The following is a 17,679-nucleotide window of genomic DNA, read 5'->3' on the forward strand; positions in this document are numbered from 1 at the left end:
GACCGGGGGCCTGCCCCCGGTCACCCTCCCGCGGCGGCCCCCGTGACCGCCGCGACCGCCATGCGCACCGCGCGTTCCGTCATCACCACGTCGTCGTCGCCCGCCTCGATCGCCGTTGTCGCGGCATTGACGATCCCCTGCAGCAGCAGCGCCGTGCGCCGCGGATCCTCCTCGCCCAGCTCGGTGAGTGCGCCGATCAGCGGTGTGAGCAGCTCCCGGTGCGCCCGCACCGCGCTCTCCCGGACCACCGCCGCGTCCCGGACCCCGGCCAGGGCCTGGGCGATCCGGTGCTCCCCGACGCGGACCAGCTCCAGCTGGGACGACACATATGCGGCGATCTTCGCCTCGGGCGTACCGGCCACCGCCATGCGGGACCGGATGGCGTCCGTCCAGCGCGGCATCGCGTCCTCGACGACCGCGGCGAGCAGCTCGGGGCGGCCGGGAAAGTACTTGTACACGCTGTTGCGGGCGAGGCCGGTGGCCCTGGCGACCGCCGTGAAGGTCACGGCCTCGGCGTCGCCGCCCTCCAGTAGTTCGCGCGCCGCCCGCACCAGGGCCAGCCGCTGCTGGGCATGGTGCTCGACGACCGTGGCGGCTCTGATCCTGGGCACCCGCCCAGTCTAGAAGCCCCGGCCACTCCCACCCCCCCACTTGGGGACGCCGCGTCGCCATCATCTATGTTAGCGACACACCGTCCCTAACATCGATCCATCGAAGGGAACCACTGTGTTCCTCGCTCTGCTGGAGCTGCGCGCCGCCCGAGGGCGCTTTCTGCTCATGGGGTCCGTCGTGGTGCTCGTCGCCGCACTCGTCGGCATCGTCTCCGGCTTCACCACCGGTCTCGGCGACGACACCATCTCCGCCCTGCGCCGCCTCCCGGCCGCGCAGCTGGTCTTCTCCTCCGACGCCCGGTCCGACCAGTTCGCCCGCAGCCTCCTCGACGAAAAGACGGCCGCTGCCTGGCACAAGGAGGCCGGCACCGAAACGACCCCGCTGGGCGTCTCCATCACCCGCGGTACGACGAACCGGGGCGCCGAAGTCGATCTCGCCGCCTTCGGAGTCGATCCCACCGCCTTCCTCAACCCCTCCGTCACCCGGGGCAAGAGCCTCGCGGACGCGGCGGCCGACAGCGTCGTGATCTCCGCCAAGCTCGCCGACGAGGGCGTACGCGTCGGAGACACCCTCGTCATCGACCGGCTCGGCATCTCGCTGCGGGTCATCGGGCAGACCGAACGCCTCAGCTACGGCCATGTGCCCGCCGCCTATGTCCCGCTGAAGACCTGGCAGCGCATCCGCTTCAGCACTCCCGGCGCTCCGGCCTCCGCGACCGCCACCATCCCCGACCAGTTCAGCGCCCTGGCCCTGCGTTCACCTGCCAAAACATCGGCCGCCACCCTCGACCGGCGCCACTCCACCACCACCCTCACCAAGGAGAAGGCCTACGAGGCGGCCCCCGGCTACACCGGCGAACGCGTCACCATGAACTCGATCCAGGTCTTCCTCTACCTGATCGCCCCGCTGGTCGTCGGCGCCTTCTTCGCCGTGTGGACCGTGCAGCGCCAGCCGGAACTCGCCCTGCTGCGCGCGCTGGGCGCGTCCCGCCGGCGGCTGCTCGCCCACACCGTGCTCCAGGCGGCCCTGGTCGTCGTCCTCGGGACCGTCGCGGGCGCCGTACTCGCCGCGGCGGTCGGGCTGCTGGTCGGTGAACAGGTGCCGTTCAGCCTGCCCGCCGCCACTCTCGCCGTCACCATGTGCACCGTCGCGGCCGTCGGCCTCGCGGGCACCGCCCTGACCCTGCGCCGGGTCACCCGAGCCGACCCGCTGACCATGCTGGGAGCCAACCGATGAGCCTCGAACTGACCGGTGTCACCGTCTCGTTCGGCCGCGCCGACACCCGTTCCACCGTCTTCGACAGCCTGGACGTCACCTTCGAACCGGGCCGCATGACCGCCCTCGTCGGCCCCTCGGGCTCCGGCAAGTCCACTCTGCTCGCCGTCGCGGGCGCTCTGCTGCGGCCCACCGCCGGGCAGGTCCTGCTCGACGGCGAGGACCTCGCCGGACTCTCCGACGCCCAGCGCGCCAAGGTCCGCCGCGAACGCATCGGCTACATGTTCCAGAGCGGCAATCTGCTCTCCGGGCTGCCCGCCGTCGAACAGTTGCTGGCCGCCGCGTACATCAGCGGCGAACGCCCCCGCACGCACCGCTCCCGCGCCCAGGACGCCCTGGCCATGGTCGGCCTCGGCCACCGGCTGCGCCACCGCCCGGAACAGCTCTCCGGCGGCGAACGCCAGCGCGTCGCCCTCGCCCGTGCCCTCTTCCTATCCCCGAAACTTCTCCTGGTCGACGAACCGACCGCGGCCGTCGACCGCTCACAGGCGGCCGAGCTGGCCGGACTCCTCGCCGAACGCACCCGCCAGGACGAGTGCGTCACCGTCGTGGCCACGCACGACCCGGCCGTGTCGGAGGCCGCCGACCGGGTCGTCGACATGGCCACGCTCGCCGCCGCCGCGTCCTCGCCCGCGCCGCCCGGCCGCTGAACCCGCCCGGCGGACGGGGGTCACTACCGCCTGTTCTGACGCTCCGGGAGGTGCTGAACGCCCACATCGTCGTACCCGGTTCGGTGCGGGACGGGGACGTGCGGCACCTCCCGGAGGTCCGGGACGGCTACGGGGTCACGGCGGCGTCACCGTCACGGAATCGCGGTCACCGTCGTGCTGCCGGAGGCATGCTTGCCGCCGGTCCGGTACGTGGCGGTGAGCTCGGCGCCGCCCGTGGCGCCGGCCGCCACGGTGACGGGGGCGCCGGCCGCGTAGTCGGCGCCGTTGATGCGGACGGCGTACTGCTGGATCGGCCGGCCCTTGTACGCCCCCCGGCGCAGCTGGATGCCCTCGTATCCCGCTCGTCGGGATGGAGTCCGCGTCTGCACACGGAAGGTGCCTCCGGTCAGGAGTGACCGGCCCGCCCCGACGGCGGGCCGGCGAACAGGGAACGCACCCAGGCCAGTTGCTCTCGCTGCTGATGCGCCGCGCCGCCCTCGTGCCCGTTGAACTCGTAGACCCGTACGTCCTTGGGGCCCGCGTAGTGGTTGTAGGCGGTGAAGCAGGTGGAGGGCGGGCAGATCTCGTCCATCATCGCGATCGAGAACAGCGCGGGAGCGGTGGAGCGGGTGGCGAGCAGTGCGGCATCGAAATGCGACAGGGTGGTGAACACCGTCTCGGTGCGGTCGCGGTGGAGCTTCAGGTACTCGGCGATCTCGGTGTACGGCGGCCGGCCCGAAATCTCCGCGGCACGCCGGAAGTTGCAGAGGAACGGTACATCCGGCATCACCCCGGCCAGCCCCGGCACGAGCCCCGACACCGCCAGGGCGATGCCGCCGCCCTGGCTGACCCCGGTGACGACGATCCGGTCGGGGTCGACCTCGGGATGGGTGCGCATGGCCTCGACGCAGCGCACCGCGTCGGTGAACACCCGTCGGTAGTAGTACGTTTCGGGGCTCTCGATGCCGCGGGTGAGGAAGCCGGGTACGGTGCCTGCCGCGCCGGCGTCCGTATCGGCGGTGGAGCCCTCCGCGGCCGACCAGCCCTGACCGCGGGTGTCCATGATCAGGTGCGCGTGACCGGCGGACGCCCAGAGCAGGTTCTCGTGGGCGAGGCCGCGTCCGCGCCCGTACCCCAGGAACTCGACGACGCAGCCGAGCGGTTCGGTGGCTCCGGCCGGCAGGTGCAGCCAGCCGTGGACCGGCCGTCCGGCGAAGCCGGGCACGGTCACGTCGTACGTACGGATCCGGGTGAGGCCGGTGTCGTTGGGGGTGAACACCGGCTTCTGCGCCGGACGGTGCCCGTCGGCAGTGGGCGCCGCGCCCAGGGTGCTCGACCAGAAGGCTTCGAAACCGACTGGAACGGGCAATTCGGGCCGGTAGTCGCGACAGTCGGCGAGTGAGAGGTCCGTCAACGGCATGGAGGTGCCCTCCTGGATGGAACCGTGGTGCTGGAATGCCGAACGCCGAACGGTCAGACAGAAGACGTCAGATGTCCTATCGGCATACGGACCCTAGGCAGCGCTCACGGCGGCCGTCAAGGGTCCCGCCCGGCCCGGCCCTCGGCGGGGCGCGGCTTCATTCCCCCGGGAGGGGCGGCGGGCTGGTCAGCCCGCGGCGTTGTCGCGGGCCCGGGCCTCGGAGATCCGGCGCCTGACCGGGGCGTAGTGGTCGGCGAGTGCCTTCATGAATCCGGCGATGTCCCCGGCCCGTGCGGCGTCCACGATGTTCTGGTGTGCCGCGATCGTGGCCATTTCGTCGGCGTGGGTGAATCCCTCGAGGTGCGGCGCGACGATCGTGTACACGTCCCAGAACGCCATCGAGAGCTGGCCGATCAGGTCGTTGCCGAGCGGGGCCACCAGGAGCGCGTGGAACGCCCGGTCGGCCGCCACGAAGCCGTGTCCGTCCTGCGCGCCGGTCTTGCGCATGGTGGCGACCAGTCCGTCCAGGGCGTCGAGCTGCTCCGGGCTGAGCATCGAGACGATCCGGTCGGCCATGCCGCGCTCGAAGAGCTCGCGTACGTCGACGAGGTCGGCCATCACCTGGAAGTCGTCGTCGGGGGAGAGCAGGCCGCGGAAGGTCAGGCTCTCCACCAGGGCGGACAGGCTCAGTCTGCCCACGTAGGTGCCGTGTCCGTGCCGCACCTCGACGATGTCCAGCGCGTTGAGGATCTTGACCGCCTCGCGGACGCTGGAACGGCTGGCGCCCAGCGCCTCGCACAGGGCCGGCTCGGTGGGCAGCGGATCCCCCGGGCGCAGTCGCTTCTCGAGGATGTAGTGCTTGATGCCGTCGACGACTTCCTGCCGGAGCAGTTGCCGTCCGGGCTTCGTACCGGACATATGTGAACTCCCCACCTCTTGACCCCTCTCGATTGTCAAGCTACGTTCCCACGCTATCAAGGCATCAGACATCTGACGTCTGATGCTCCAGGCTTCCTGGCCTTCGCGATCCCGCGTTCCGACGCCTGTTCCCGCCCCACGTTTCACCTTCGACGTCCCTGGAGGACCCGTGCCCGAGCTGAGACCAGCCGGTGTCGAGCGCCGCACCTTCCTGCGTTACACCAGCGCTGTCGGTGCGGCAGCCGCCATCACGGCGAGCCTGTCCGCCTGTGGCGGACCGTCATCGACCGCCGACGGCACGGCTGACAAGGGCAGTGGCAACGGCCTCATCGAGGCCGGCCTCTCGTACCCCCTGTCGACCGGCTTCGACCCCATGATCACCTCGGGCGCGACTCCGTACGCCGCAAATATGCACATCTTCGAGGGCCTCGTGGATCTCGATCCGGCAACACTCGTGGCCCGCCCCGCTCTCGCCACCGAGATGCCGAAGAAGATCAACGCCACCACCTACCGGGCCACCCTCCGCAAGGGCGCGACCTTCCACGACGGATCGGCCGTCACCGCCGACGACGTGGTGTTCAGCTTCGAACGCATCCTGGACCCGAAGAACGCCTCCCTCATGGCGCAGTTCGTGCCCTTCATCGACACGGTGAAGGCCATCGACGCGGGCACGGTCGAGTTCAAGCTGAAGTACCCCTTCGCGCTCTTCCCGTCCCGCATAGCCGTGGCCCGGATCGTCCCGAAGAAGATCGTCGAGCCGGACCCGAAGGCCTTCGACGCCAAGCCGGTCGGCTCCGGACCGTACAAGTTCGTCGAAGCCACCCGCGAGGACAAGATCGTCTTCGAGGCGTACGACAAGTACAACGGCGCGCACCCGGCCAAGGCCAAGAAGATGATCTGGCGCCTGATGTCCGACCAGTCGGCGCGCGTCAGCGCCATGGAGTCGGGCCGGGTCCAGGCCATCGAGGACGTCCCCTACATCGACGTCGAGCGCCTCGCCGGCTCCTCGAAGACCGAGTCCGTCCAGTCCTTCGGTCTGCTCTTCCTGATGTTCAACACCGCCGACAAGCGGTTCGCCGACAAGCGCGTGCGCCAGGCCCTGCACTACGCCCTGGACACCGAGAAGATCATCTCCACCGCGATGGTCGGCAACGCCGCACCGGCCACCGGGTACGTCCCCGCCACCCACCCCGACTACCACAAGGCCGCCACGGTCTACACCCACGACGTGGCCAAGGCGAAGCAGCTGCTCGCCGAGGCCGGTGCGAAGAACCTCTCCTTCACCGTCCTCACCACCGACACCGGCTGGGTCAAGGACATCGCCCCACTGCTGAAGGAGAGCTGGGAGGCGGCCGGCGTCAAGGTCACCCTCGACATCGCCCAGTCCCCGGCCCAGTACGCCAAGATCGACAAGGGTGCCTTCGACGTGCTGGTCGCCCCCGGCGACCCCTCCGTCTTCGGCAACGACGCCGACCTCCTGCTGCGCTGGTTCTACTACGGCTTCTGGCCCGAGAGCCGCTACGGCTGGGGCAGGTCCGCCGCGTACAAGAAGGTCAAGCAGACGCTCGACAAGGCGGCCCAGGCCGCCGACGAGGCGAAGCGCAAGGAGCTGTGGGGCGAGGTCACCGACCTCGTCGCCGACGAGGCCGCGCTCTACCCGATCCTGCACCGCAAACTGCCCACGGCCTGGAACGACAAGGCCCTGCCCGGCTTCAAGCCACTGCCCACCACGGGCCTGTCCTTCCTGGACGTCAGCCGCGCCTGACCGGCCCCCGGCGCCCGATCGCCCGGCCCGGGACACCTGCTCGATCCAGGTGCCCCGGACCTGGGGCCTCTTGTTCGGATCAGGCCGGGCTCGCGCGGCGTGATCCAAACGAAAGACCCCAGCCCGCCCAACCACAAGGAACCCGACGATGGTTGCTTTTCTCCGGCTCGCGCTGCGCCGCGTCGCGATGATGCCGGTGATGATCCTCGGTATCGCGCTGCTCGTCTTCGTGGTGCTGCAGTTCTCGCCGGTCGACCCGGCCTTCAACGCGCTCGGGGAGAGCGCCACCCCCGAGGCCCGTGCGGCCTTCGCCGAGGCCAACGGCCTCAACGACCCGCTCCCGGTCCGGTACTTCCACTTCCTGGGTCAGCTTCTCCACTTCGACCTCGGGATGACCGTCCCGCCGAGCCAGCCCGTACTGGACCGGATCACGGCAGCCTTTCCGCTCACCCTCCAGCTGACCTTCCTCGGACTGATCCTCGCGGTGATCCTGGCCGTCCTGTTCGGTGTGGTGGGCGCGATGTACCGGGACCGCTGGCCCGACCAGCTGTTCCGGGTCCTGTCCATGGCCGGGGTCGCCATCCCGTCCTTCTGGCTCGGCGTGCTGCTCATCCAGCAGTTCGCGCTGAACACCCGGATCTTCCCGACCGGCGGCTACACCAACCCGGCCGACTCCGTCAGCGGCTGGCTCACCACCATGGCGCTGCCCGCCATCTCGCTGGCGCTCCCGGTCTCGGCCTCCCTCGCCCGTCTCGTACGGACCTCGATGGTCGCCGAACTCGACCGCGACTACGTCCGCACCGCCCGCGGCAACGGCCTCCCGCCGCTGCTGGTGATCCGCTCGGTACTGCGCAACGCGCTCGTCACCCCGCTGACCGTGCTCGGCATCAAGGTCGGGTACATGCTCAGCGGCGCCGTCGTCATCGAAGCGATCTTCGACCTGCCCGGCATGGGCAAGCTCATCCTCGAAGGTGTCACCGGCGGCGATGTCGCCCTGGTCCAGGGCACCGTACTGACCATCGCCATCGCGTTCCTGGTGGTCAACGTCATCGTCGACCTGCTCTACCTGCTGGTCAACCCGCGCATCAGGACGGTGTGACATGTTCGCCACCGGCCGTCTGGCCAACAAGCTGTCCCGACCCGGCATCGCGTTCCGCGCCCTCCCGGTCACCTCCCGCATCGCCCTCGGCGTGCTCATCGTCGTCATCCTCGGTGCCGTGCTCGCTCCGCTGTTCACCCAGGATCCGCTGACCACCGGTACCCCGGTCCAGGCCCCCAGCGGCGCCCACTGGTTCGGCACCGACCGGGCCGGCCGCGACGTCTTCGCCCGGGTCGTACACGGCTCGCGCTACTCGCTGATCATCGGCCTCGGCGCGACCGCTCTGGCACTGGTCGCCGGCGCGCTGCTCGGCTCCATCGCCGCCACCTCGCGCAAGCTCGGCGACGAGTCCGTGATGCGCACCCTCGATGTCGTGATGTCGTTCCCGCCGATCGCGCTGGCCGCCGTCCTCGTCGCGGTCTTCGGCACCAGTATCCCGGTGATCATCTTCACCATCGCCTTCGTCTACACCCCCTCGCTGGCCCGCGTGGTCCGCGCCAATGTGCTGTCCCAGTACGGCGAGGACTACGTCGCCGCCGAGAAGGTCATCGGCGCCCGCCGCGGCTACATCGTGCTCCGCCACGTCGCCGTCAACTGCATGGCGCCGGTCATGGTGTTCGCCACCGTCATGGTCGCCGAGGCGATCATCTTCGAGGCCAGCCTCTCGTTCATCGGCGCCGGAGTGCAGGACCCCGACCCCAGCTGGGGCAGCGTCCTCGCCTACGGCCGGCAGATCCTTCTCGCCGGCGGCTGGTGGGCGACGTTCTTCCCCGGCCTCGCGCTGCTGGTCACCGTCCTCGCGCTCAACATCCTCTCCGAGGGCCTGACCGACGCCTCCGCGGCCCCGAAGAACGCCCGCCCCGCCGTCGCCCCCGCCACGGCCACCGCACCCGACCCGGTCGAGGCCACCTCCACCGTGGACATCGACGCGGCCCTCACCAAGCTCGCGGACCGCGTCAACGCCACCGAACCGTCCATCGAGCCGGTACGGGAGGACGCCGCCGAACTCCTCGTCGTACGGGACCTGGCGATCCGTTTCCCCGACCGTTACGGCGAGATCCCCGTCGTCGACGCGCTGAACTTCACCGTCCACGAGGGCGAGACACTCGGTCTGGTCGGCGAGTCCGGCTGCGGCAAATCCGTCACCAGCCTCGCCGTCATGGGGCTCCTCGCCCGTAATGCCGAGGTCAGCGGCGAGATCCTTTACCGCGGCCGGGACCTGTTGAAGCTCCCGCCGAAGGAACGCCGCGCCCTGATGGGCCCGGAGATCGCGATGGTCTACCAGGACGCGCTCTCCTCCCTCAACCCGTCCGTCCTCGTCGGCACCCAGCTGAAGCAGCTCACCTCGCGCGGCGGTACGAAGACCCCCGCCGAACTCCTCGAACTCGTCGGTCTCGCACCCGAACGCACCCTGCGCAGCTACCCCCACGAGCTCTCCGGCGGCCAGCGCCAGCGTGTCCTGATCGCCATGGCGCTCTCCCGCAGCCCCCGCCTGCTCATCGCCGACGAACCGACCACCGCCCTCGACGTCACCGTCCAGGCCCAGGTCGTCGAACTCCTCGTCCAGCTGCGCGACGAACTCGGCTTCGCGATGGTCCTCGTCTCGCACGACCTCGCGCTCGTCGGCGACCTCTCGCACCGCGTCGCCGTGATGTACGCGGGCCGCCTAGCGGAGATCGGCGCCACCCGCTCCGTACTCACCGCCCCCACCCACCACTACAGCCGCGGCCTGCTCGGCTCCGTCGTCTCGCTGGAAGCGGGCGCCGACCGGCTGCACCAGATCCGCGGCATCGTCCCCGCACCCCAGGGCTTCGGGACCGGCTGCCGGTTCGCCTCACGCTGCACCGCCGCCACCGAACTGTGCCGTACCACCGCACCCGAACTCACCGCACGCGGCGCCGCGAACGACCACGCCTTCGCCTGCCACCACCCGGCGAAGGCCGCCCAGCTGGAAGGGAGCGCCCTGTGATCAGGCTCGACGGCGTCCACGTACGCCACAAGGCACGCAGCGGCGGAGTCTTCCGCCGGGACGCCGTGCACGCCCTCACCGACGCCACCCTGGAGATCGAGCGGGGCGAGATCGTCGGTCTGGTCGGCGAGTCCGGCTGCGGCAAGTCCACCCTGGCCCGGGTACTGACCGGCCTGCAGGAGCCCACCGAGGGCGAGGTCCGCTTCCACGGCCGCGACCTGTGGGAGATGTCCGCGGCACAGCGCCGCGACGACTTCGGCTCCGCCGTCGGCGTCGTCTTCCAGGACCCGTCCACCGCCCTCAACCCCCGGCTCACGGTCCGTCAGATCCTCCGCGACCCGCTCGACGTGCACAAGCGGGGCCCCCGGGAGGCGCGCGAGGCACGCGTCGAGGAACTCCTCGATCTGGTCGGCCTTCCCGGCCACACCCTCGCCGCCCTTCCCGGACAGCTCTCCGGCGGCCAGCGCCAGCGCGTCGCCATCGCCCGCGCCCTGGCCCTCGAACCGGAACTGATCGTCGCCGACGAGCCGACCTCCGCCCTCGACGTCTCCGTCCGCGCCCAGGTCCTCAACCTCCTCGTCGACCTGCGCGAACGCCTGGGCCTCGGCATGGTGTTCATCTCGCACGACATCCAGACCGTGCGCTACCTCGCCGACCGCATCGCCGTCCTCTACCTCGGCCGGATCGTCGAGGAGGGGCGCGCGTTCGACGTCGCGGGCGCCCCCGCCCACCCGTACACCGAGGCACTGCTCTCGGCGACCCCCAGCCTGCTGGAGACCACTGAACGGATCGTGCTCACCGGCCCGGTCCCCTCGGCCACCAACCCGCCGTCCGGCTGCCCCTTCCGCACCCGCTGCTGGAAGGCGGACGACGCCTGCGCCACGGCCTTTCCCGCGCAGAGCGCCGGACCGGGGGAACACCGCTGGCACTGCGTCCACCCCCAGAACCCCGCCACCCCCGGCGGGGACCAGTCCGCCGTACCGGCCGCAAGGAGCACCACATGACCGCCCGAACACCCCGCTACTCCGGCGTGATCCCGCCCGTGGTCACCCCGCTCACCGCGGACGGCGAGATCGACCGGCCCTCCCTGGAGAGGGTTGTGGGGCATCTGCTCGACGGCGGTGTCAGCGGCCTGTTCGCCCTGGGCAGCTCCGGCGAGACCGCCTATCTGACGCCCCGTCGGCAGGACGAGGTCATCGAGGTCATCACGGCCGCCTCGGCCGGCCAGGTCCCGGTCCTCGTCGGAGCGATCGAGACCACCACCGACCGTGCGATCGAACGGGCCCGTGCCGCCGAAGGGCTCGGCGCCGACGCCCTCGTCGTCACCGCCCCGTTCTACACCCGCACGCACGACACCGAGATCGACCGCCACTTCCGGGACGTCGCCGCCGCCGTCGACGTGCCGCTCCTCGCGTACGACGTGCCGGTCTGCGTCCACAGCAAACTCGACCCGGAACTGCTGCTGCCGCTCGCCGTGGACGGTGTGCTGGCCGGGGTGAAGGATTCCAGCGGTGACGACGGCTCGTTCCGCCGGCTGGCCATCGGCGCCCGCGAGCTGCCGGAGTTCTCCGTGCTCACGGGGCACGAACTGGTTGTGGACGCGATGATGCTGGGCGGCGCCGACGGCTCCGTCCCCGGGCTCGGCAATGTGGACCCGCACGGATACGTACGCCTCCACGAGGCCGCGGTACGTGGCGACTGGGCCACCGCACGCGCCGAACAGGACCGCCTCGTCGCACTGTTCGACATCGTTCGCGCGGCCCGTCCCGGCACGGCGTCCGCCACCGCCGCCGGTCTCGGCGCGTTCAAGTCGGCCCTCATGCTGCGCGGGATCATCGCCACCAACATGGTGAGCCCGCCGATGCGCCGGCTGGACGCGGCGGAGATCGCCACGATCGCGGACTGCCTGGACCGCGCGGGGCTCTCCCGGGTCTGACGGGTTCCGGAAGAACGCACTGAGGTGCGTGGGTACAGCCTCGGCCGTACCCACGCACCTCAGTGCTTCTGTCTGCTACCTACCGGTTGCGCCGGTCACTTCCTCGACGCGCGCGTGCGGCGGTACAGCAGGGTTCCGCCGAGCACCATCGCGGCGCTCGCCGCGCCGGCCAGGCCCAGGTTGGCGTCGGCACCCGTGTGTGCCAGCTGCGCGGTGGAGACCGGGACCCCGGAGGTGACGCTGGGCACATTGCCCGTCCGCGATTCATCGGTGTGGGGCGTGACCACGCGGGGCGTCTCGGGAGGTGTGACCACCGGCGGGGTGACCACCGGGGGTGTGACCACGGGCGGCGTGACCGGGGGCGTGACTACCGGGGGAGTGACCACGGGGGGCTCCACGGGAGGGGTGACCACCGGCGGCTCGGTGTCCGGCCCGCTCCCGTTCGCGCACTCGTTGCCGGATGCCGGGTTCAGCAGACCGACGACATCGACGCTGTTGCCGCACGCGTTGACCGGAACGTGCACGGGAGCCTGGACGAGGTTGCCGGACAGCACACCGGGAGAGTTGCTCGCGGTGCCTTGGGCGATTGCCCCGTTGCCGCTTCCGCCGCTCCCGTTCGCGCACTCGTTGCCGGATGCCGGGTTCAGCAGACCGACGACATCGACGCTGTTGCCGCACGCGTTGACCGGAACGTCCACGGGAGCCTGGACGACATTGCCGGACAGCACACCGGGAGAGTCGGTCGCGGTGCCTTGGGCGATTGCCCCGTTGCCGCCGTTGCCGCTTCCGCCGCTCCCGTTCGCGCACTTGTTGCCGAACGCCGGGTTGAGTAGACCGATCACATCGACCGTGTTGCCGCACACGTTTACGGGAACGTGCACCGGCACCTGCACGGCGTTGCCCGAGCCGACGCCCGGCGAACCGGCGGTGGCACCATCGGCGGAGGCGTCCGCGAACGCGTATCCGCCGGCCGCGGTCAGAATGCCTGACGCCGCCGCCATCACCAGCACGCTCTTGCTCAAGGCTTTTCGCATTGATTGCCCTTTCCTAGGACACTTCGTGCGAGCGCGATGCTCGCGGTTCATTCATCACGCGGTGCAGCTTCTGCCGGGAACGTCACCCCGGGTTCTTCCCTGCGTGAGTCGGCAAGCGGCGGTTCTTCCGCGGGTCGAACGCCGATCGCGGAGCCGCACGCCTGGTGACATCCATAACGAGAATGGATTGTCGAGGAAACGCGAAAGTTCGTGGAAATCTTGTGATCACTCGAACGGATGGAATATGCGCGTTCATGGCGACGCCACCCCCAGGCATTCGGGTGAACGGAGGGAACCAAGCGTCCGATCGCGAGTTGGGCAGGGGGCTCCAGTACGGGGCATCCGGTATGAGAAGGGTAAATCGTGATCAAGAGGGTTCTGACCACGGGCGCCGTGGCCGCCTCCGCCCTCGGTCCGGGTGCGACGCAGGCCATGGCGATCGGCGACGACGGCGGTACGACTTCGGTCAACGGCAACGGAGCCTCGCGGCCCTTCGGAAACGCCGAGACCCGTGGTGACGGGAGCCCGCAGTTCGGCCTGGTCCAGGGCAGCCTGAACAAGCCCTGCGTCGGCCTGCCCGCCGAGGCCGACGTCGGCTCGCTCATCGGTCTTGCCCCGGTCGCGGCCCAGGACGTCGACGTGCCGGCCTCGCCGCAGAACCAGCAGTGCACCGAGAAATCCACCCGGGCCAAGGGTGACGAGCCGTTGTCGCACATCCTGAGCGGCATCCCGATGCTCTCCGGCAACGGCAACGGCAACAGTTGATCCAGCCACTGCCACTGCCACTGCCACTGCCACTGCCACTGCGACAGGCCCGGGCCGACGGCGTTCATCCTCCGCGCAGCCCGGGCCCGCTGTTGTCCTTCCCGGTATCGGCGCCCGAATGGCCCGGTGGTCCGCCCGCGACGTCGAGCGATCGAGACTGCTCCATTCGGGCTCTTTTTCGAGAATCTTCTTCCTGAAGAGTTTCGACTGCGGTCCTAAATCGTTACGAATTGCAGCGGCGGAGTTACGAGTGATCAGGACCGCGCTCGTGCGGCACGAAAGACGTGACCGCTCCGGACTCCGTCAAAGAAAGGGACAAACGTGAAGTACGCCAAGGTTGCCGCCATCGCCGCCGGAACCCTGATGGCGGTCGGTGCCGCCGCCCCCGCCTTCGCCGACTCCGGCGCCGATGGCACCGCCACCAACTCCCCGGGCATCGCGTCCGGCAATGTCGTCCAGGTCCCGGTCCACGTCCCGCTCAACCTCTGCGGCAACAGCGTCAGCGTGATCGGTCTGGTCAACCCTGCCTTCGGCAGCACCTGCGGCAACTCCTGACCTCTGGTCGGCCGAGCCGAACATTCATGACGGGAAGGCCCCGGAACGCATTCGATGCGATTCGGGGCCTTCCCCCTTTTCCGGTATTCGATTGAAAGGCGCCGAGAAAAGCGACCCCGTCCAGTTGCCCGAGCGCAACCACATCGTTACCCAAAGCGAGAAGCGGCAGAAGTCACAGCCAAAGAAGGCTGGTGCGGCGCGGATACGCGGCCGAAACGGATGCCGCTGCAGAAGGGAACCCGAAAGTGAAGTACGCGAAGACCGCTGCGTTCGTTGCCGGTTCCGTGGCTGCTCTGGGAACGGCTGCTCCTGCCTTCGCCGTTACCACCACCACGGCCCCCGACTTCAGCCTCAACGGCGGCGTCGACCAGGTGGTGGAAAGCGCACCGCAGGCTGTCGACCCGGTCGTCGACCCGGTCGGCGGAGCCGCCGATTCAATGCAGAAGGACGGCACCGTCACCAAGCTGGCCGGCCAGGCGACGGGTGCGGCCCAGGGCGCGGCCCCGCTGATGGGGGGCCTGCCACTCGGCGGCTGACCCGGCAGGCCACGGCTCTTCCCCGCCCGTGCGGCGAACCTCCGGGCAGCGGAAGCGTCCTCAAGGCCTTGAGGGTCAGGGGGACCCCCTTCCGCGTTGGCCGAAAGCCCTGGTAGCTCCTTCCTCAAGCTCTCAACTCCGTTCGAGCAGGGGAGACCCCGTCCAAGGACTTCCGGCCGCCTTGCGATCGCACGCACCGGACGACGCTCCTCATGGGGCAGACATTGCCGGTCACGGCGCTGGGACCGTAAGGCTCCGGTCGCTGGCCGCTGATTCCTCGGACCTCTCGAGGACTTCACCGCGTGCGGCCTCGAGACCGCACGCCCGCAGTACGTGAAACACCGTGGGGCCGGCACATCCACACGGCAGCCGATCGTCGGCGGCCCGAGATGTGTCGGCCCCACGCCGTGTGTGCCGGCCCCTCGAAGGGGCGGGCGGACTGGGCCGGTTGCCGTAGTGACGGCGGGCGTCACCCGTCGCACCGGGTAGAGGCCACCTATGGACCAGTACGACAGCCAGCACCCCTGCGGTCGGCAGCGGCACGCACAGGACGCCACACCCATCTACGACCGGCTGCTCGCCGAATGGCAGGCGACCCGCGGCGGACCGGAGCCGGCCCCGCCCGAGCGGCCCTGTGCGGGAAGTCGCGTACCCGCCGCCCGTACGTCCGACGATGCCTTCGACGGGTGAGGGGGCGCGTCGAACTCACGACGGATCTGACCCCTTTGAGCGGTAGTGCGGAACCGGCGCTTTCGTTACGGGTTGATCAGTACGTCCCACAACGGAACTCACCGGCAACAGTTGACACCCACGTGGAAGCGGGCGATCGCTGACACCCCAGCGATCGCACGCATTCCGGTGTTACGGCACCGCCGAGAAGTATCCGGGGCGCGGCCACAGGGCTCCACGCATGGCGATGCCCACCGTTCCACCGAGGGCGGTGGGCATCCGGCGTACGGGGGCGGCTCAGCCCAGGCCGCGTACCGGAAGGACGCAGTGCGCGGAGGTCATGATGACCTCCGCGTCGGCTGCGAACGACCGCAGCAGTTCCGCGCTGACCGGCCGGCCCGGCGTGCCTTCGGGCCAAGGGCGGGTGGCGAACATCGTGTGCACCTCGCCCCGCTGCCCTGCCGCGGCCGGCCACTCGCGCGGTGCGGGGTACTGCGCCGTGAAGTGAGGCAGCGTCAGCACGGCCTGACCGGCCTGGACGAGCAGCTTCACCGGGAGGCGCGGCGTCTCGGCGGCGTACACCGGGCCGGCACCGACCGGCAGTCCGCTGCGGTCCAGGGCCACGCGCATAGCGGCCTCACCGGCGGCCGGGCCGTCCGTCCCGTTGCCGAACGAGTGGACGAGGAGGAAGGCGACGTCGGGGCCGCCATCGGGGTGTTCGCCACCCCACCCGATCAGTGTGATCGTGCCCAACTGGGCCTGGGCGAACGTGCCGGTGGCGGTCCGGGGGGTGGTCACGCTCGGCACCCTAGTGGCCTGAGAACGGTCGTTGTGTATCAGTATCACCTGATCGAGGGAGATTTACGGATATCTCCGATGAATACGATCGAGGCGCTCTCCCGGATGCCGGGGCGGCGGACGCCGTGGATAAATGTGTTGACGCCGCCCGATGGCCCCGAGCTATGGTGTGCAGCGTTCCGGACGGCGGGGAAGAATCGCCGGTGTCGGGCCCGTGCTTGAACCAGGAGGTGAGGACATTGATGACTGTCGTTGCGATGGGCGTTGCCCACAACCAGAAGAGCATCGTTCCCACCCCTGTGGTCGCCGGCTGACCTTTCCTCAACTCTTCGCGCTCGTACGCGCGTTGCCGGGGCCACCCTGTGAAGGGTTTCCCTTGTCTTTCCCGTCTTCTCCGTCTTCCTCGTCTCTTTCTTCTTCTTTTCAGGGCGCGCCCGTGTCGCATCCGCTGTCCCCGTACGGCTGGGACGACGACTGGGCCGCCGCATTCGCTCCGTACGCCGAGCAGGGCCTGCTGCCCGGACGCGTGGTGCGGGTGGACCGCGGGCAGTGCGACGTGGTCACCCCGTACGGCACGCTCCGGGCCGACACCGCCTTCGTCGTCCCGCGCGATCCGATGCGGATCGTCTGCACGGGCGACTGGGTCGCCGTCGACCCCGACGGAGACCCACAATTCGTACGGACGCTGCTCCCGCGGCGTACGGCCTTCGTCCGCTCGACGTCGTCGCAGCGCTCCGAAGGGCAGGTGCTCGCCACCAACGTCGACCACATCGCCATCTGTGTCTCCCTCGCCGTGGAGCTGGACCTGGGGCGGGTGGAGCGCTTCCTCGCGCTCGCCATGTCCAGCTCCAGCGGCGACGCGCTGCTGCGCGACGGGGCGTCCGCCGCGGATGGAGCCGCCCAGCCGATCGTGGTGCTGACCAAGGCCGACCTGGTGCCGGACACCGCGACGCTCGCGTACTTCGTCCAGGACGTCGAGGCCATCGCGCCCGGTGTGCAGGTGCTGACCGTCAGCTCCGCCACGGGGGAGGGGCTCGATGTGTTCGCCGCCATCGTCTCGGGCGGTACGAGTGTGCTGCTCGGGGCGTCCGGTGCGGGCAAGTCGACCCTCGCCAACACCCTGCTCGGCCGCGATGTGATGGAGGTGCAGGCCGCCCGTGACGTCGACGGCAAGGGCCGACACACCACCACGACACGCAATCTGCTGGTCCTGCCTTCCGGAGGCGTGCTGATCGACACCCCCGGGCTGCGCGGGGTCGGCCTCTGGGACGCCGAGACCGGCGTCGGCCAGGTCTTCTCCGAGATCGAGGAGCTGGCCGAGCGGTGCCGGTTCCATGACTGCGCCCACCTGTCGGAGCCCGGCTGCGCGGTGCTCGCCGCGGTCGAGGACGGTTCGCTGCCCGAGCGGCGCCTCGACAGCTTCCGCAAGCTGCTCCGCGAGAACCAGCGCATCGTCGCCAAGACCGATGCCCGGGTGCGGTCCGAAATGCTGCGTGAATGGAAGCGCAAGGGGGCCGAGGGCCGGGCGGCCATGGACGCGAAGCGGGGTCGGCTGGGGGAGCCCCAGCCGACGGGTCCGCGGTGGTCCAGGTGGACGTCCGAAAAACCCCAGTGCGGTTACCGGGGGTGGCGCAAACAGGTCGGGGTGTTGGAAGAAACGGTGTCATATAAAAAAATC

Annotated in this window: 17 protein-coding genes and 1 pseudogene; 12 read left to right on the forward strand and 6 right to left on the reverse strand. The window is 70.0% G+C overall.

The window, feature by feature from the left end; translation table 11 throughout:
* Positions 1-20: 20 nt before the first annotated feature.
* Positions 21-611, reverse strand: coding sequence for a TetR/AcrR family transcriptional regulator (locus ACFU8Q_RS26455; protein WP_384458116.1), 591 nt, complete (start codon positions 609-611; stop codon positions 21-23).
* A gap of 115 nt (positions 612-726) precedes the next feature.
* On the opposite strand from ACFU8Q_RS26455, the gene ACFU8Q_RS26460 reads away from it, so the two are divergent.
* Both ACFU8Q_RS26460 and ACFU8Q_RS26465 read left to right on the forward strand, forming a co-directional pair.
* Positions 727-1,848, forward strand: coding sequence for an ABC transporter permease (locus ACFU8Q_RS26460; RefSeq protein WP_384458118.1), 1,122 nt, complete (start codon positions 727-729; stop codon positions 1,846-1,848).
* Positions 1,845-2,537 (forward strand): ABC transporter ATP-binding protein, encoded by a 693-nt coding sequence (locus tag ACFU8Q_RS26465; protein WP_384458121.1) that lies wholly within the window; start codon positions 1,845-1,847, stop codon positions 2,535-2,537. The genes ACFU8Q_RS26460 and ACFU8Q_RS26465 overlap by 4 nt, the downstream gene beginning before the upstream one ends.
* 152 nt (positions 2,538-2,689) lie before the next feature.
* Here the strand turns inward: ACFU8Q_RS26465 and ACFU8Q_RS26470 are convergent, their stop codons facing one another.
* From ACFU8Q_RS26470 to ACFU8Q_RS26480, 3 genes are all read right to left on the reverse strand, one after another.
* Positions 2,690-2,926, reverse strand: a complete 237-nt coding sequence (locus tag ACFU8Q_RS26470; RefSeq protein ID WP_384458123.1) for a hypothetical protein — start codon at positions 2,924-2,926, stop codon at positions 2,690-2,692.
* A 17-nt stretch (positions 2,927-2,943) separates the two neighbouring features.
* A complete protein-coding gene (locus tag ACFU8Q_RS26475; RefSeq protein WP_384458125.1) occupies positions 2,944-3,957 on the reverse strand; it encodes an acetylxylan esterase in 1,014 nt (337 codons plus the stop codon).
* A gap of 186 nt (positions 3,958-4,143) precedes the next feature.
* Complete coding sequence (locus ACFU8Q_RS26480) at positions 4,144-4,875, reverse strand: FadR/GntR family transcriptional regulator (protein ID WP_384458128.1); 732 nt, start codon at positions 4,873-4,875, stop codon at positions 4,144-4,146.
* A 169-nt stretch (positions 4,876-5,044) separates the two neighbouring features.
* Between ACFU8Q_RS26480 and ACFU8Q_RS26485 the strand changes: the two genes are divergently transcribed.
* The 5 genes from ACFU8Q_RS26485 to ACFU8Q_RS26505 all read left to right on the forward strand — a co-directional run bounded on the left by ACFU8Q_RS26485 (position 5,045) and on the right by ACFU8Q_RS26505 (position 11,644).
* The gene (locus ACFU8Q_RS26485; protein WP_384458130.1) at positions 5,045-6,640 is read left to right on the forward strand and encodes an ABC transporter substrate-binding protein; all 1,596 of its coding nucleotides are present in this window, start codon (positions 5,045-5,047) and stop codon (positions 6,638-6,640) included.
* Between the two features lie 148 nt (positions 6,641-6,788).
* Positions 6,789-7,739, forward strand: coding sequence for an ABC transporter permease (locus ACFU8Q_RS26490; protein WP_384458132.1), 951 nt, complete (start codon positions 6,789-6,791; stop codon positions 7,737-7,739).
* A 1-nt stretch (position 7,740) separates the two neighbouring features.
* Positions 7,741-9,708 (forward strand): dipeptide/oligopeptide/nickel ABC transporter permease/ATP-binding protein, encoded by a 1,968-nt coding sequence (locus ACFU8Q_RS26495; RefSeq protein WP_384458134.1) that lies wholly within the window; start codon positions 7,741-7,743, stop codon positions 9,706-9,708.
* Positions 9,705-10,712 carry an ABC transporter ATP-binding protein gene (locus tag ACFU8Q_RS26500; protein ID WP_384458136.1) on the forward strand — a complete coding sequence of 336 codons (1,008 nt, stop codon included), beginning with the start codon at positions 9,705-9,707 and terminating at the stop codon, positions 10,710-10,712. The genes ACFU8Q_RS26495 and ACFU8Q_RS26500 overlap by 4 nt, the downstream gene beginning before the upstream one ends.
* Positions 10,709-11,644, forward strand: a complete 936-nt coding sequence (locus ACFU8Q_RS26505; protein WP_384458138.1) for a dihydrodipicolinate synthase family protein — start codon at positions 10,709-10,711, stop codon at positions 11,642-11,644. Before ACFU8Q_RS26500 ends, ACFU8Q_RS26505 begins: the two co-directional genes overlap by 4 nt.
* A gap of 95 nt (positions 11,645-11,739) precedes the next feature.
* On the opposite strand, the gene ACFU8Q_RS26510 is transcribed toward ACFU8Q_RS26505, so the two are convergent.
* Positions 11,740-12,678 carry a chaplin gene (locus ACFU8Q_RS26510; protein WP_384458140.1) on the reverse strand — a complete coding sequence of 313 codons (939 nt, stop codon included), beginning with the start codon at positions 12,676-12,678 and terminating at the stop codon, positions 11,740-11,742.
* Between the two features lie 363 nt (positions 12,679-13,041).
* Between ACFU8Q_RS26510 and ACFU8Q_RS26515 the strand changes: the two genes are divergently transcribed.
* From ACFU8Q_RS26515 to ACFU8Q_RS26530, 4 genes are all read left to right on the forward strand, one after another.
* The gene (locus ACFU8Q_RS26515) at positions 13,042-13,443 is read left to right on the forward strand and encodes a rodlin (RefSeq protein ID WP_384458142.1); all 402 of its coding nucleotides are present in this window, start codon (positions 13,042-13,044) and stop codon (positions 13,441-13,443) included.
* A gap of 321 nt (positions 13,444-13,764) precedes the next feature.
* Positions 13,765-13,998, forward strand: a complete 234-nt coding sequence (locus ACFU8Q_RS26520) for a chaplin (protein ID WP_384458144.1) — start codon at positions 13,765-13,767, stop codon at positions 13,996-13,998.
* 245 nt (positions 13,999-14,243) lie between these two features.
* A complete protein-coding gene (locus tag ACFU8Q_RS26525) occupies positions 14,244-14,534 on the forward strand; it encodes a hypothetical protein (RefSeq protein ID WP_384458146.1) in 291 nt (96 codons plus the stop codon).
* A 498-nt stretch (positions 14,535-15,032) separates the two neighbouring features.
* Positions 15,033-15,224, forward strand: coding sequence for a hypothetical protein (locus ACFU8Q_RS26530; RefSeq protein WP_384458148.1), 192 nt, complete (start codon positions 15,033-15,035; stop codon positions 15,222-15,224).
* 276 nt (positions 15,225-15,500) lie between these two features.
* Here ACFU8Q_RS26530 and ACFU8Q_RS26535 read toward each other — a convergent pair whose 3' ends face one another.
* Positions 15,501-16,001, reverse strand: coding sequence for a DUF5949 family protein (locus ACFU8Q_RS26535; protein ID WP_384458150.1), 501 nt, complete (start codon positions 15,999-16,001; stop codon positions 15,501-15,503).
* A gap of 376 nt (positions 16,002-16,377) precedes the next feature.
* Here ACFU8Q_RS26535 and rsgA point away from each other — a divergent pair.
* Positions 16,378-17,556, forward strand: a pseudogene (gene rsgA / locus ACFU8Q_RS26540) (ribosome small subunit-dependent GTPase A); the annotation flags it as partial.
* Between the last annotated feature and the right edge of the window lie 123 nt (positions 17,557-17,679).

Source organism: Streptomyces sp. NPDC057543 (assembly GCF_042801895.1).
Classification (GTDB): Bacteria; Actinomycetota; Actinomycetes; order Streptomycetales; family Streptomycetaceae; genus Streptomyces.